Origin of the sequence: Kitasatospora sp. NPDC057738 (genome assembly GCF_042798815.1) — a bacterium.
In the GTDB taxonomy this organism is placed as follows: domain Bacteria; phylum Actinomycetota; class Actinomycetes; order Streptomycetales; family Streptomycetaceae; genus Kitasatospora; species Kitasatospora lactacystinica.
Genome location: NZ_JBHVJT010000020.1, coordinates 81,530 through 95,542 on the forward strand (window position 1 = coordinate 81,530; position 14,013 = coordinate 95,542).

General features: G+C 73.5%; 12 protein-coding genes. 7 read left to right on the forward strand and 5 right to left on the reverse strand.

All coding sequences use genetic code 11. From position 1 onward, the window contains the following. Positions 1–121: 121 nt before the first annotated feature. A complete protein-coding gene (locus ACFVGO_RS13830) occupies positions 122–1,156 on the reverse strand; it encodes a FecCD family ABC transporter permease (protein WP_380349179.1) in 1,035 nt (344 codons plus the stop codon). Further along, positions 1,153–2,118, reverse strand: coding sequence for a FecCD family ABC transporter permease (locus ACFVGO_RS13835; RefSeq protein ID WP_380631945.1), 966 nt, complete (start codon positions 2,116–2,118; stop codon positions 1,153–1,155). Before ACFVGO_RS13835 ends, ACFVGO_RS13830 begins: the two co-directional genes overlap by 4 nt. Before the next feature lie 257 nt (positions 2,119–2,375). Between ACFVGO_RS13835 and ACFVGO_RS13840 the strand changes: the two genes are divergently transcribed. Both ACFVGO_RS13840 and ACFVGO_RS13845 read left to right on the forward strand, forming a co-directional pair. Then, a complete protein-coding gene (locus ACFVGO_RS13840) occupies positions 2,376–3,209 on the forward strand; it encodes a (2Fe-2S)-binding protein (protein WP_380349178.1) in 834 nt (277 codons plus the stop codon). A gap of 66 nt (positions 3,210–3,275) precedes the next feature. Beyond that, positions 3,276–3,677 carry a VOC family protein gene (locus ACFVGO_RS13845; protein ID WP_359898598.1) on the forward strand — a complete coding sequence of 134 codons (402 nt, stop codon included), beginning with the start codon at positions 3,276–3,278 and terminating at the stop codon, positions 3,675–3,677. Here the strand turns inward: ACFVGO_RS13845 and ACFVGO_RS13850 are convergent. Continuing rightward, positions 3,638–4,051: a DUF6191 domain-containing protein gene (locus ACFVGO_RS13850; RefSeq protein ID WP_380631904.1), complete on the reverse strand. Its 414-nt coding sequence runs from the start codon at positions 4,049–4,051 to the stop codon at positions 3,638–3,640. The two genes, ACFVGO_RS13845 and ACFVGO_RS13850, sit on opposite strands and share 40 nt — an antisense overlap. A gap of 226 nt (positions 4,052–4,277) precedes the next feature. Between ACFVGO_RS13850 and ACFVGO_RS13855 the strand changes: the two genes are divergently transcribed. The 5 genes from ACFVGO_RS13855 to ACFVGO_RS13875 all read left to right on the forward strand — a co-directional run bounded on the left by ACFVGO_RS13855 (position 4,278) and on the right by ACFVGO_RS13875 (position 11,930). Then, positions 4,278–5,036, forward strand: a complete 759-nt coding sequence (locus ACFVGO_RS13855) for a dienelactone hydrolase family protein (RefSeq protein ID WP_380631906.1) — start codon at positions 4,278–4,280, stop codon at positions 5,034–5,036. A gap of 185 nt (positions 5,037–5,221) precedes the next feature. Continuing rightward, positions 5,222–6,199, forward strand: coding sequence for an alpha/beta fold hydrolase (locus ACFVGO_RS13860; RefSeq protein ID WP_380631908.1), 978 nt, complete (start codon positions 5,222–5,224; stop codon positions 6,197–6,199). A 115-nt stretch (positions 6,200–6,314) separates the two neighbouring features. After that, positions 6,315–8,393, forward strand: a complete 2,079-nt coding sequence (locus ACFVGO_RS13865; RefSeq protein ID WP_380631910.1) for a serine/threonine-protein kinase — start codon at positions 6,315–6,317, stop codon at positions 8,391–8,393. A 493-nt stretch (positions 8,394–8,886) separates the two neighbouring features. Continuing rightward, positions 8,887–10,524: a M4 family metallopeptidase gene (locus tag ACFVGO_RS13870; RefSeq protein ID WP_359898593.1), complete on the forward strand. Its 1,638-nt coding sequence runs from the start codon at positions 8,887–8,889 to the stop codon at positions 10,522–10,524. A gap of 437 nt (positions 10,525–10,961) precedes the next feature. Continuing rightward, the gene (locus tag ACFVGO_RS13875) at positions 10,962–11,930 is read left to right on the forward strand and encodes a CPBP family intramembrane glutamic endopeptidase (protein WP_359898592.1); all 969 of its coding nucleotides are present in this window, start codon (positions 10,962–10,964) and stop codon (positions 11,928–11,930) included. A 95-nt stretch (positions 11,931–12,025) separates the two neighbouring features. On the opposite strand, the gene ACFVGO_RS13880 is transcribed toward ACFVGO_RS13875, so the two are convergent. Both ACFVGO_RS13880 and ACFVGO_RS13885 read right to left on the reverse strand, forming a co-directional pair. Continuing rightward, on the reverse strand, positions 12,026–13,045 hold the full coding sequence (locus ACFVGO_RS13880; protein ID WP_380631913.1) for an ABC transporter substrate-binding protein: 1,020 nt from the start codon (positions 13,043–13,045) through the stop codon (positions 12,026–12,028). Positions 13,046–13,104: 59 nt separating this feature from the next. Then, positions 13,105–13,881 carry a MerR family transcriptional regulator gene (locus tag ACFVGO_RS13885; RefSeq protein WP_380631915.1) on the reverse strand — a complete coding sequence of 259 codons (777 nt, stop codon included), beginning with the start codon at positions 13,879–13,881 and terminating at the stop codon, positions 13,105–13,107. Positions 13,882–14,013: the final 132 nt, after the last annotated feature.

A 14,013-nucleotide genomic window follows, 5' to 3' on the forward strand; every position in this document is an offset into this window, starting at 1 on the left:
GTCGCACCCGAGGCTTCGGCGGCCCTGTCAACCCTGTCAACCCTGTCAGCCCGTTCGGCCCCAGCAGCCCTAACAGTCCCGGCGGCGCCGGCCGTCCCGGCGGTCGTCTCGACGGAGGTCATCAGCTGCTCCTCTGGGGAAGCCGGCCCTGGCGGATCATCAGCACCAGGAGCCAGGGCGCGCCGAGGGTGGCGGTGACGGCACCGACCGGCAGGCCGTGGACGGGGATCACGTGCAGCACGAGGAGGTCGGCGGAGAGCAGCAGTACGGCGCCGGTGAGCGCGGTGAGGCCGAGCGTGCCGAGGGTGGGCGGTCCGGCGAGCAGCCGGACCAGGTGCGGGACGGCGAGGGCGACGAAGGCGACCGGCCCGGTGAGCGCGGCGGCCAGCGAGGCCAGGGTGATGGTGAGCAGCAGCAGTCCGAGCCGGTCCCGGGCCGGGCTGAGACCGAGGCCGCCGGCCGAGTCGTCGCCGAGGTCGAGCACGGCGATCCGCCGCTGGCAGAGCAGCAGGGCGACCGCGGTCAGCGCGATGGCGGTGCCGCCGATCGACACCTCGGTCCAGTTGCGGCCGTAGAGCGAGCCGGTGGTCCACTGGAGCGCGGAGGAGGCCAGCTCGGCCGGGAACCGTACGATCATCAGATTCACGGCGGCGGCCAGGCCTTGCTGGACCGCCAGTCCGACCAGCACCAGCCGGGTGACGGCCATCCTGGAGCGCCAGGCGAAGCCGCCGAGCAGCAGCGCCGCGAGCAGCCCGCCGCCGACCGCGGCCAGCGGGATCAGCTGCTGGGAGGCGCCGGTGGCGAGCATCAGCACCGCACCGAAGGAGGCGCCGCCGGTGATGCCGATGGTGTCGGGGGCGGCGAGCGGATTGCGGAACAGCCGCTGGAGCGTCGATCCGGCCATCGCCAGCCCGGCACCCGCGATCAGTGCCGAGACCACCCGGGGCGCGCGGAACTGCCGCACCACCAGGACGTTTCCGGGCTCGCCCTGTCCGACCAGCGCGCGCAGCGCGTCCCAGGCGGAGATGCCGACCCGCCCGGTGCCGAGTGCGATCCCGGTCAGCAGCACCAGCAGCGCGGCGGCCACCAGCGACCAGACGGCGGTACGGGCGCGGCGGCGGCCGAGGGCCCGGACGGGCAGGGGGATCGCGGTCACCTGGCCACCTTCCGGGCCAGCACCGCGAGCAGCGGCGCACCGAGGAACGCGGTCACGATGCCGACCTCGATCTCGGACGGGCGGACCACCAGCCGGCCGAGCACGTCGGCGGTGAGCAGCAGCAGTGGACCGGTGACCAGGCAGCCGGGCAGCAGCCAGCGGTGGTCGTTGCCGAGCAGTGGACGGACCAGGTGCGGGGCAGCCAGTCCGATGAACGCCAGCGGTCCGGCCACGGCGACCGCGCTGCCCGCGAGCAGCACCACGGCCAGGCCGCCGACCACCCGGATCCGGGCCACCGGCACGCCCAGCGCCTGCGCGGTCTCGTCGCCGAGCGCCAGCGCGTTGAGGGCGGGTGCCACGGCGAGGGCGCCGACCAGGCCGAGCACGAGGAACGGCAGGACGGGGGTGAGGGTGTCCAGGTGCCGCCCGGCGATCGAGCCGGCCAGCCAGAACCGGGCCTCGTCCAGGGTGCGGTGACTGGCCAGCATCAGCGCGGAGGTCCAGGAGGTGAGCACCACGGTGAGCACGGTGCCGCCGAGCGCGAGCCGGACCGGGTCGAGGTCCCCGCCTCGCCGGGACATCGCGTACGCGGCGACGGCGGCGACGGCCGCCCCGGCGAAGGCGAACCAGACGTACTCGACCGGGCGGGCGAGGTTCAGCGTGTAGATCGCGGCGACCACGAAGAGGCTCGCCCCGGCGTTGATGCCGAGGGTGACCGGGGAGGCCAGCGGGTTGCGGGTCACGCCCTGGGCGACCGCCCCGGCGACGCCGAGCGCGGCCCCGACCGCCAGTCCGATGAGCGTGCGCGGGACCCGAAGGCCCGTCACCACGTCGGCGTCACCGCCGTGGGCGGCACCGGTGAGGGCGTCGAGCACGGTGGAGAGCGGAATGGAACGGGAGCCCAGCGCAAGGCTCAGGGCGGCACACAGCACGAGCGTACACACGCCGGCGAACAGCAGCAGGGGCTGCCGGACCGCCGGAGAACGAGGCGTCGCCGGGGCTGTGGGGGCCGGCGGGTCGGTTCTCAGCACGAAGCGAGATCTTAGGTTAGGTTCGCCTAAGTTCGTCAAACCCCGACGGGCTCGGCCGATGGGGTCGACGGGTCGACCGGCGGGCCGGGCCGTGGTCGCCGGGCGCCGTGAGGCGTTGTAAGGTGAGCCTCACCTTAATCGATCATGCAGAATCGATCTCGGGAGTGCCAATGGTTCCCGGAACACCCATGCCCGTCGCGCCCTCGGTGCGTGCCGGGGCCCCGGCGCTCGTCGCCGACTACCGGCGACTGGTGGAGCTCTGCCCAGTGCTGGAGCTGCGCCTCCTGGACAGCGGCGAGCCCGACCCGCGCGCCGCCGACGGCTGGCACTCCGGAGCCCGACTCGCCGCCGACGAAAGCGCGCTGGCCGCCGTCTTGGCCGGTGCGGAGGCCCGCATCGCCGACGAGCACGGCAGTGCCCCGCGACCGCACGTCACCGCCTCCCGGCTGCTCCACCACTACGCCTGGTCGGCCTGCCTGCTGATCGCCGGCCCCTGGCACCTCTCCCGCCGAGTGCCGGCCGTCGACCCCGCCGACCTCTGGCTGCACGCCCCCACCGGTGCGCTCGCCCTGCGCCCGCGCGGCCACGTCACCCTGCCCGGCGATGTCACCATGCCTGGCCACGTCACCCTGCCCGGCGACGACGAACTGCGCGCCGAACTGCGGACCGCCGTGGTCGCGCACCTCGGGCCGGTGCTCGCCGCGTTCGCCGGGCCCACCCGGCGCCGCGACCGCGCCCTCTGGGGCATGGTGACGGACGACCTGGCCTCCGCCCTCTGGTACCTCGGCCGGATGCTCGGCGAGGAGGACGCCTCCGTCGCCGCCGCCGAGGCCGTCCTGCCCGGTGGCACCCTGCCGCTCCCCGGCGGCGCCGACTTCCGCCGCCTGCACACCCCCGACGGGCGCGCCCACCACACCCGCACCCGGCTCGGCTGCTGCCTCTACTACGCGGTCGGGCCCGCGGCGACCGCCTGCCTGACCTGCCCCCGGACCTCCGACGAGGAACGCCTGCGGCGGCTCTGACGGCCCGTCCGCGAACCCGCCGCACCGCGGGGTTCGCTGTCAGTGGCATGGGCTATGGTCGCCGGCATGATCGATTCCACCGTGCGGGTCCGGATCGCCCGCCCCTCGCGCGACCTCGCGGCGGCCGAGCGGTTCTACGTCGGCGGCCTCGGCCTCGCCGTGCTGTGGCGCAGCACCGAGCGGGTGTCCGGCGAGCACGACCTGCTGATGGTCGGCCCGTCCGGCGGCAGCTGGCACTTCGAGCTGACGCACGACCCGGAGCGGCCGCTGGAGCCCACCCCGACGGTGGACGACCTGTTCGTCGTCTACCTCGGCGCCCCGGTGGACGAGGCCCTGGTCGCCCGGCTGGAGGAGGCCGGCGGCACCCGGGTCGAGTCCCACAACCCGTACTGGGACGAGTACGGCGTGACGGTGGCCGACCCGGACGGCTACCGGCTGGTGCTCTGCTCCCGCACCTGGGGCGCCTGAGCGTCCGGCGCCAGGGGCACCGGGTCGGCCGTAGCCGTCGGGCCCTCCTCGCGCGGTGCGGGAGGGGGCGTCCGTCCCGCGGCCCCGACCGGCATCACCGCCACGCCCCGGTCCAGGTCCACGCCCAGGTGCGGCGGCCCGCCGGCCTGCGCGTCGTCCCGCAGCACGAGCTGCTCCCGCTTCTGCTCGATCTGCACCTGCTTGCCCGGGCTGAACAGGGCGTGCAGCTCGTCCAGCCCGCCGGCGCCCATCCCGGCCCCGGGCCCGCGGCGCCGCGGGCGCGACGAGGACTCGTCCTGAACCTGCCACGCCGCCAGCAGCACCATCCCCAGCACCGCCACCACCGCCGCCGCCACACCCACGATCCACCCCATGCCCGCTCAACGCGGCCGCGGGGCCGTCGCGTTCCCGGGGCAGGGCCGGGAGGAGTTGGGCCGGGCTGGACCGGGCTGAGCTGGGTCGGGTCGGGCCGGGCCGGGCCGGGCCCAGGAAGCCGGCGCGCCGTGGGCGCAGTGCGGGCGCAGTGTGGCGAAAACCGCATGGGCGGGCGACGGGCCCACCGGATACGCTGCCGGACGAACCGGAAGGAGCGCCCTGACCATGCCCGTGCGCGGAACCCTCGTGGACATTCCGACGGCGGACGGCACCGCCGACGCCTACCTCGCCCACCCCGACGACGGCCGGGCCCACCCGGGTGTCATCCTCTACATGGACGCCTTCGGGCTCCGACCGCACCTTGAGCGCATGGCCGACCGGCTGGCCGCGGCCGGGTACACCGTGCTCGTCCCCAACGCCTTCTACCGGGCGGGGCGCGCGCCGGTCGTCGAACTGCCGGAGCTCATCGACCTGGAGCAGGCCGACGAACTGTTCGCCCGGATCGTCCCGCTGCTCGACACGCTCACCCCGGAGGCGACCGCGCGCGACGCGGACGCGTATCTGCGCTGGCTCGGCGAGTCCCCGCTGGTCCAGGACGGCCCGCTCGGCCTGACCGGCTACTGCCGCGGGGCCCTGCTGGCGCTGCGCACGGCCGCCAGTCACCCGGACCGGATCGCCGTCGCGGCCGGATTCCACGGCGGCAGCCTCGCCACCGACAGCCCGGACAGCCCGCACCTGGGCGCCGACCGGATCACCGCAGAGCTGTACTTCGGCCACGCGGACGACGACCCCGCGCTGCCGCCCGAGCAGATCGACCGGCTCGCCGCGGCCCTCACCGCCGCCGGCGTCCGGTACCGGGCCGAGGTCTACGCCGGAGCCCCGCACGGCTACGCCCAGGCCGACACCAGCCGCTACGACGCCGCGGCCGCCGAGCGGCACTGGGAGGCGCTGCTCGGCCTGCTGAAGCGGGTCCTGCCGGCCTGAGGTCGTACCTGTTGACCGGGCGCCCGTTCGGCCACGCACCGGTCCGCGCGAGTCCGCACCGGTCCGCGCGGGTCCGCGGGAGTCCACACAGGTCCGTGCGAGTCCACACAGGTCCGCGCGGGTCCGCGCGGTCATCGGAACCGGCCCCGGGGGAGGGGCCGGACCACGATCCAGGGGGACGGCACATGAACGCCAGCCAGGACGAGCGGGCGAAGCCCGCCGGGCCGGATCTGCGGAGCGTCCAGCAGGCCGTCGCGCGGGCGCTCGGCGAGCACCTGCCCGGCGACGTTCGCAGCGGTGAACTGGACCGCGACGGAAGGGCGTTGCGCTGGGTGGAGGCCGGGCGGGGCGGTGTCGCACCGATGGTCCTGATCGCGGGTTGCGGCACCACGGCGCTCGGCTGGTCGGCCGTCCTGCCCGAACTCGCCCGGTACGGGCGGGTCGTGGCGTACGACCGGGCGGGGTTGGGCGCCAGCGAGCCCGGTCGGGCCGCCGCCCCGACGCTGGGCGGCCAGATCGCCGACCTGGCCGCCCTCGTTCAGCACCTGGAAGCTGGACCGGCGCTCCTGATCGGGCACAGCTGGGGCGGCCAGCTGGCCCAACTCCTCGCCTGGCAGCGGCCGGAGCTGGTGGCCGGGCTGGTCCTGGTGGACCCGGCGCACGAGGAGTTCCAGCCACGGTCCATCCGGCTCGCCGAGGCGGTGCTGAACCGGCTGTGGCTGTACCGGGCTGGATCGGTGCCGACGGCGTCGGCACCGGCGTCCCTCGATGCGGAGGTGCCGCTCGATCGGGCGACGCCGCTCGATCCGGTGACGCCGCTCGACCGGGCCGAGGCGGCCGTGATCGCGCACCGGCACCAGCGGCGGGCCGTCCTCGCCGAGCAGCGGCTGACCTCCGTCGCCGTTCCGGAGATCCGGCGACGCCGCTCCACCGCGCGACCGTTCGAGATGCCGGTGACGGTCCTGAGCGCGACCCGGGGACTGCCCGGTGCGATGCGCGTCCGCTGGACCGCCCTGCAGGCGGGCATCGCGAGGAACGCCGTCCGGGGAACCCACAGCACGGTCCACGGTGCCGGTCACGCCATTCAGGCCGACCGGCCCCGGGCGGTCGTCGCGGCCGTCCGAGAGGTTTCGGATCACGCCCGATACTTCCTCATGGACTGATGATTCGTGCTCAATTCCTGTCCGGACCTGATCAACTGAGCCCGCAACCCGCTCTGGCACACTGTGTGCCGATGACCCGTCGGGGCGGGGCACGGAACACGGGGGGAGCAGGGGTATGAGCGGGGCGGGCACCGTGCTCGGCGGGCGGTACGAGCTGGTCGAGAAGATCGGCGGCGGCGCGATGGGTTCGGTCTGGAGGGCCGAGGACACCGTGCTGGCACGCCGGGTCGCGGTCAAGATCCTGCGCTCGGAGCTGCTGGAGGACGACACCTCCGCCCAGCGCTTCCGCCGCGAGGCCCAGCTCGTCGCCGCGGTCGACCACCCCGGCGTGGTGGGCGTCCACGACTACGGCGAGAGCGGCGGGGACGGCGAGGAACGCTGCGCCTACATCGTCATGGAGCTGATCGACGGCCGTCCGCTGGACAGGGTGCTCAAGGACACCGGCCCGATGAGCGTCGAGCGCACCCTCGACCTGGTGGCCGGCGCCCTGGACGCGCTGCACGCCGCGCACCGGCGGGAGATCGTGCACCGGGACATCAAGCCGTCCAACCTGATGGTGCGCGTCGACGGGCGGGTGGCCATCACCGACTTCGGCATCGCCCGGGCGCTCGCCAGCACCAAGCTGACCGCCCCGTTCGCGATCATCGGCACCGCGCTCTACATGTCCCCGGAGCAGGCCGAGGGCGTGAACCTCGGACCGGCCACCGACCTCTACTCGATCGGCGTGGTCTGCTACGAGCTGCTGGTCGGCGTGCCGCCGTACTCCGGTGACGGGCCGCTCCAGATCGCGCTCAAGCACGTCAACCAGCCGGTGCCGGAACTGCCGGACACCTTTCCGGTGTCGGTGCGGGCGCTGGTGGCCAGGGCGCTCGCCAAGAAGCCCGAGGAACGGTACGCGGACGCCGCCGCGATGGCGGCGGCGGCCCGAGCGGCCCGTGCGGCACTCGCGAGGGACGGCGGCGCGGGCGGCGCGCAGGCACCCGGGAAGGCAGGCCCCGAGGGCAGCGGGACCATTCCGCTCGGGGTCGGCGCGGGCTCGGCGGACAAGAACGGTGCGGCGGACAAGAACGGTGCGGCGGCCAAGGGCGGTGCGGGGGCCAAGGGCGGTGCTGTCGAACTGATCAAGGGCGGCGCCGGGGCGGACCCGGCCGGGGCGGGGGCCTTGGTGGTCCCCGCTGCGGGCGGTGCCCCGGCGGCGGACGAGGTCGCGAAGGTGGAACCGCAGGCTCCCACCGAGCCCGGCCGCAAGCGGTCGCGGCGCGCCCTGCTGGTGCCCATCGTCATCCCCGTCGTCATCTCGATGGGCACGGCGACCGTGCTGCTGGTCGACCGCGGGGCGGGCGGCTCCGACGCGGTCCTGCCGCCCGGCGCCCAGCCGACCGTGGTGGTCACCGTGCCGGCGAACCCGGGCACCGCCACCGCGGCGCCCGCGACCACCACCGCGCCGGTCACCCCGGCGCCGACCGACACTCCGGCGGCCACCCCGGGCCCCGACCAGTCGGCACCCGCCGCCGGCCAGGGCCAGCCGCAGGCCCCGGTGCCCCCGGTGCCGGCCGCCGGACAGGGCGGCAGCGGCGGTGCGGGCGGTTCGAGTGGTGCGGGCGGTTCGAGCGGCGGCCGGACCGGTGGTACGGGCGCGGGTACGGGTACGGCTGCGGGCGGATCACCGGCCGATCAGGTGAACAAGCCCGGCGGTGGCAACCCGCCCAACCCGCCCGCCGACCAGAACCCGCAGCCCCCGGCCCAGACCACGAGCGGCACCGGCAACACCTCGTCAGGTGCGAACAGGCCGCCGTCCTGCGGCGGCAACAGCTGGAGCACCATCGTCAGCGTGAAGGACGGCCGCACGATCGGGATGCGCGACGACAACCTGAGCGGGGACAACCCGATCCTGGTCGGCGGTCACTCGCAGTACGGCTGGGTGCGCTCGACCAATCCCGGCGCGTGGATCCTCTTCAACGCCTGCAACAACGGCGGCCCGCAGCTGGTCCAGACGATGGACGGGAAGGTCGTGCTGAGCAACGGGTTCAGCTTCCTCACCAACTGGACTGTCCGCAGCGGAAGTTCGGCCGGCTCGTACACGCTCGGCGACTACCAGAACCAGAGCTGCATGACCAACAACGGCCCCGGCAACGCGGTCACCATGGTCGCCTGCACCGCCGGCAACGCCGCCCAGGAGTGGCGGCTCCAGTGACAACCCCCGGCTGCTAGCAGCCGTCCTTCCGGTGGGCAAGGGGGATCGGGTGGCGGAACCTCGCCACCCGGGTGTCAAGGGACCGTATGGAATCTTCTACACACATGTAAAAGTCGATCGACGGTCGGCCTGCCCGGTGCTCCGGGCCCGCGTTCGGTGGGCGAGTGCCCGTAGGCGCAGGCGATCGGCCGTCGCTCTGCTCGAAACCCTTGGCGGGATGCGGTGAATTGCCCCGATTCGTCTGCCGATTGGACGCTCTTTACCCAATGGCGGGACCTGGCCAATCAATGAAGCAGACCTGTCAATTCATCTGCTGGATTGTCATGCTTCTGGTCACCCCCTGGCGGTAGCCCCACCCCCACCCCTTGGTGGCGAGCCGCTCGACTGCACGGGGTTCCCGCACGTCAGCACCCGTCCCGCCCCACAGGGCCGACCCGGCCCCCGGGACGCGGTGCGACCGCGCCCTGACGCGGTTTCCCGGAAGGACTCGTTCGTGAAGCGTAAGCTCGCAGCCGTCGCCGTGCTCTCGGCCACGGCCCTGTTGACCGGTGTGATCCAGGTGAGCACCGCCGCCCAGGCCGCTCCCGCCCCCTCGCTGCAGGCGCAGGCCGCCCAGCAGCACGCGACCGCGCTCAAGTTGGCGGCCGGTCAGGCCGGCCCGCTGGCCAAGGCGCTCAAGCTCGGCGACAAGGAGCAACTGGTCGCCAAGGACGCCGTGGTGGACAAGGACGGCACCCGCCACCTGCGCTTCGAGCGCATCTACGCCGGCCTGCCGGTGATCGGTGGAGACCTGGTCGTCCACCAGAAGGCCGACGGCTCGGTGAAGTCGGTCGACAAGGCGGTCGCCGCACGGATCGCGCTGCCGAGCCTGACCCCGAAGATCGCCGCCGACCAGGCCGTCACCCAGGTCACCGCGGGAGTCAAGGCCACCGTCGGGGTGAGCGCCGACGCCGACGAGTCGCCGCTCACCGAGGTCCACCGGGCCGGTCGGGCCGAGCTGGTGGTCTGGGCCACCGACGGAACCCCGCGCCTGGCGTACCGCACCACGGTCGAGGGCCTGCGCGCCGACGGCACCCCGAGCCGCCAGATCCTCGTCACCGACGCCGCCGACGGCCGGGTCCTCGCCACGCACGAGACGATCGAGACCGCGGCCGGCACCGGCAACGGCGTCTTCGTCGGTCAGGTTCCGCTGACCACCACCCAGAGCGGTTCGAGCTACTCGCTCAAGGACGCGAGCCGCGGCGACCAGTCCACCAGCGACCTCAACGGCGGCACCGACGGAACCGGCTCGCTGTTCGCCAACACCAGCAACAACTTCGGCGACGGAACCGTCAACAGCCGCGAATCCGCCGCCGTGGACGCCCAGTTCGGCGCCGCCACCACCTGGGACTTCTACAAGAACACCTTCGGCCGCAGCGGCATCCGCAACGACGGCGTCGGTGCCCTGAGCCGGGTGCACTACGGCTCCAACTACGTCAACGCCTTCTGGGACGACAGCTGCTTCTGCATGTCGTACGGCGACGGCAACAACGACACCGCGCCGCTCACCGAGATCGACGTGGCCGGGCACGAGATGAGCCACGGCGTCACCGCCGCGACCGCCAACCTCAACTACTCCGGTGAGTCCGGCGGCCTCAACGAGGCCACCTCGGACATCATGGGCACGATGGTCGAGTGGTACGCCAACCTGCCCTCCAACCCGCCGAACTACTGGATCGGCGAGCTGATCAACCTGCGCGGCGACGGCAGCCCGCTGCGCTACATGGACCAGCCGAGCAAGGACGGCGCCTCGGCGGACTACTGGGACGCGAACGTCGGCAACCTGGACGTGCACTACTCGTCCGGGGTGGCGAACCACTTCTTCTACCTGCTGTCCGAGGGCAGCGGCGCGAAGACGATCAACGGGTTCAGCTACAACAGCCCGACGTACGACAACTCCACGCTCGCGGGCATCGGGCGGGACAAGGCCGCGCAGATCTGGTACCGCGCGCTGACCACCTACTTCACCTCCACCACCGACTACTCGGGCGCCCGGGCGGGCACCCTCAGCGCGGCGGCGGACCTGTACGGATCGGGCAGCGCGGAGTACAACGCCGTCGCCGCCACCTGGACGGCCGTCAACGTCAACTGAGCTGAGCTGAGCTGAGCTGAGCCGAGTCCGGTGCCGGTTCCGGTGAGACCTCGGGCGTGAGCCGAGCCCGGAACCGGGTCGGAACCGGGCCGGCCCGGGCCAGGGCCGATCAGGCCCGGGCCCGGGAAGGAGTCGAGGCCCCGCCGGGCCGTGGGTGCCGGCCGGCGGGGGAGTACGGCGGGAGCGACGGTGAGCGGACCACCGTCGCTCCCGCTGTATGGCGCCTGACGATACGTCAATTTTCCTTCTCGTGCAGCTTTGGAAGAGGTTCGCGGAACAGCCGGTGGCGGGCGGCGGAGCGCGGGGCGCGAAGTAGCACCTCCACCGGGCCTCCGTACACCCAGAAAACTCGACCATCGCGGTGGTAGTGGACAACCCTCGGGAGCGGCAGTGCACTTGGTTCCGGGGCGAGCCCCCGGGTCCGTAGCGTCCCCGGCATGACGCTACTGAAGCAAAACCCGTCGAGCGCCGTCCGATGGCGCGGCCTGCTGGTCTACCTGGTGCTCGCCTACGCCGGGATGTGGGCGGCCATGACACCACTGCTCGCCGACGGCTACCGGCGCGCCGACGCCCGCGAGGAGGTCGGCGTCCTGGAACAACTCTGCATCGGGGCCGCCATGCTGGCCCCGGCGCTGGCGGCCCTGCTCGTGGTCCGCTTCGTCGAGCGCGGCGGCGGGGTGCGGGAGGCGCTCGCGCTGCGGTGGCCCCGGCCGCGGGCCCGCGCGGTCCGGGCCTGTCTGCTGCCGATCGGGGTGCTCGGCGCACTGACGGCCGGGACGCTGGTGCTCGGTGCGGTGGCGGGCGGCTACCCGTTCGCCGGCTTCGGATCGCTGGACGCGGGGCGGATCGGATCGTGGGCGCTCCAGGGCTCGATCGGGATGGTGCTGTCGCTGCCGCTGTTCTTCGGTGAGGAGATCGGCTGGCAGGGCTTCCTCTTCCCCCGGTTGCTGCGACTCGGCCGGGGCGAGGGGCAGGGCGACGGCCGGGGCGAGGGCGGAAGCGGAGGCGGTGGCGGTGGCGGTACAGCGGCGTTGGTCCGGGCGTACGTGCTCACCGGAACGGCCTTCGCGCTCTGGCACCTGCCGACGCTGCTGATGGGCGGCCAGTACCCGGGGCGGCCCTGGTACCTGGCGGTGCCCGCGCTGACGGTGAGCTGTGTGCTCGTCCTGCCGGTCTTCACCTGGCTGAGGCTGCGCTCGGGGTCGGTGGTCCCGGCGGTGCTGGCGCACGCCTTCGCGAGCAGCATGAGCGTGTCGATGGTGCGGGAGTTCGCCGCCCCGGGCGCCGAGCTGGATCCGCTCACCATGTCGCTGGCCGGCTGGCCCGGCTGGATCGTCCTCGGCGGGTTCGTGGCCTTCCTCGCGTGCACCGGGCGGCTGCGGCCGGAGCGGTACGGGCAGTGGTGACCGCCCGGGCGGCGGGTGGATGACGGGTGGCGAATGACGAATGACAGATTTCATCATCTGTTATCTGTTATCCGTCCTCAGATATCTGTCGTCCGTCACCCGCCCGCCGGCGCCAGGTCCCTGCGGATCTCGTCCAGGATCAGCCCGGCGCCGGTGTAGCCGATGCCGAGCATCCACAGGCTGTCGTCCACGCCGAACACCCGCCTGCTGCGTACGGCGTCTAGGTTCTTCCAGAGCGCGCCCTCGGTGATCCTTCCCCGGTCCGACTTGGCCGCGTCCCCGTACACGGAGTAGAAGATGACGTCGGCCGCCGCCTGGTCCACCTGCTCGGGGCTGATCTCCATCGAGAAGCCGGGCTTGTCCTGGTTGGCGGGCCGGCCGAGCCCGACGTCCTTGAACAGCGAGCCGACGAAGGTGTCGTTGAGGTAGAGCCTGGTCGGCGCGCCCGCCAGGAAGCGGGCCATCTCGACCCGGGTGGCCGCCGCCCTGGCAGGCCCGCCGAGTGCGGTCACGAGGTCCCGCAGCCTGGTCCGGTACGCCGCGTCCGCGGCCTCGGCCTCGGGCTGGCGGCCCAGTGCCTCGGCGTGCAGCCGGACGTTCTCCTTCCAGGTCGGGCCGGTGGTCCTGGAGAGCACCGTCGGCGCGATCTTCGAGAGCTCGTCGTAGCGCTTGTCGTCGCGGACCTGGTTGCTCAGGATGAGGTCCGGCCGCAGTGCCGCGATCGTCTCCAGGCCGGGCTGGCCGATCGCCCCGACGGGCTTCGTCCCGGAAAGTCGCTCCGCCGGCAGGTAGGCGGGGAAGGGGGCGCCCGCGGTGACGGTGGTGGCGCCGACCGGGCTGAGGCCGAGGGTGACCACCGAGTCCAGCGCGTCGGTGTCCAGGACCACCACCCGGCTCGCCCGCGCGGGCACGGTGCTCTCGCCGCGCGCGTGCCGGACCGTCCGCGTTCCGCCTGCCGAGCCGCCGCCGGTCGAGCCTGCCGAGCCGCCGCCGGTCGAGCCTGCCGAGCCGGCACCCGGCGCCGGGGAGCCGGACCCGCAGGCGGTGAGCACGACCCCGGGGGCGAGCCCGGCGGCGAGGCCGAGGGCGGCGCGGCGGCTGAGCGGTCGGGGCATCGGCGGTACCTCCAACGTGCGGGCGGGACGCGGGGATCCCTGCCCGGACAGCGGCCCGGTTACGCCTCGGAGCCGTTCTCCCGTCGCTGGCGCAGGAGTTCGGTGTACTCGACGTGCACCCGTCGGTCCATCGCGAGGGCGAACTGGGCGTCCGCGACCGTACGCGCCAGCGGCCGGACCCGCAGGATGCGCTCGGTGAGCCGGGCCGCCGCGCCGGGCGGCAACGGGGTGTCGGCGGCCAGCGCGCTGAGCAGGTGCTCGCTGACCACCTCGATGAAGATCTCGGCGATGGCGTCCACGTGCTCCTGGGTGCGCCGGCTGGCCTCCAGTACGGCCGAGAGCGGCACCCCCTCCGCCACCAGCTCGGTGGTGGCGTCCATCAGCCGGCGGCTGACGTGGGTGATGCCGTCCTCCTCGACGGTGATGTAGCCCTGGGCGATCGATTCGGCGGTGTTCTCCTCGGTGAGCTGGTCGCCGAACGCGGTCTTCAGTTCGTCCCAGTCCAGGCGAACCGGGGTCTCGTCGGACCACGGCGCGACGATCGCCGCCTCCAGTCCGATCAGCTCGGCGACGTCCCGCCCGCTCTCGCCGGCGCCGATCAGCTCGGTGATGCCGCCCAGGGTGTGGCCGCGTTCGAGCAGTTCACCGATCATCCGCAGCCGGGCCAGGTGCTCCTCGCTGTACCAGGCGATGCGGCCCTCCCTGCGGGGTGGCTGAAGCAGTTTGCGCTCGCGGTAGAAGCGCAGGGTGCGGGTGGTGATGCCGGCGGCCTCGGCCAGTTCCTCCACCCGGTACTCGCGTTTTCTGTCGCCCGCAGCAGCTCTGACCTTGTCCACGGCGATCAGCATAGGACCGCCGGCCCGGAAGGTTCCCCGAACCGGAGCCGTCGTGCTTCTTCCATCCGGTGTCAGCAAGGGCTACCCTGCCAACCATGCCAGTGATTACTGGCGCGATTGGCAGGGTCCCGG

Bases quoted from the DNA above. Each gene is read 5' to 3' on its own strand.
- ACFVGO_RS13880 (WP_380631913.1), bottom strand. From the start codon at position 13,045: ATGCCCCGACCGCTCAGCCGCCGCGCCGCCCTCGGCCTCGCCGCCGGG.
- ACFVGO_RS13840 (WP_380349178.1), top strand. From the start codon at position 2,376: ATGCCCGTCGCGCCCTCGGTGCGTGCCGGGGCCCCGGCGCTCGTCGCC.
- ACFVGO_RS13865 (WP_380631910.1), top strand. From the start codon at position 6,315: ATGAGCGGGGCGGGCACCGTGCTCGGCGGGCGGTACGAGCTGGTCGAG.
- ACFVGO_RS13875 (WP_359898592.1), top strand. From the start codon at position 10,962: ATGACGCTACTGAAGCAAAACCCGTCGAGCGCCGTCCGATGGCGCGGC.
- ACFVGO_RS13860 (WP_380631908.1), top strand. From the start codon at position 5,222: ATGAACGCCAGCCAGGACGAGCGGGCGAAGCCCGCCGGGCCGGATCTG.
- ACFVGO_RS13845 (WP_359898598.1), top strand. From the start codon at position 3,276: ATGATCGATTCCACCGTGCGGGTCCGGATCGCCCGCCCCTCGCGCGAC.
- ACFVGO_RS13850 (WP_380631904.1), bottom strand. From the start codon at position 4,051: ATGGGGTGGATCGTGGGTGTGGCGGCGGCGGTGGTGGCGGTGCTGGGG.
- ACFVGO_RS13855 (WP_380631906.1), top strand. From the start codon at position 4,278: ATGCCCGTGCGCGGAACCCTCGTGGACATTCCGACGGCGGACGGCACC.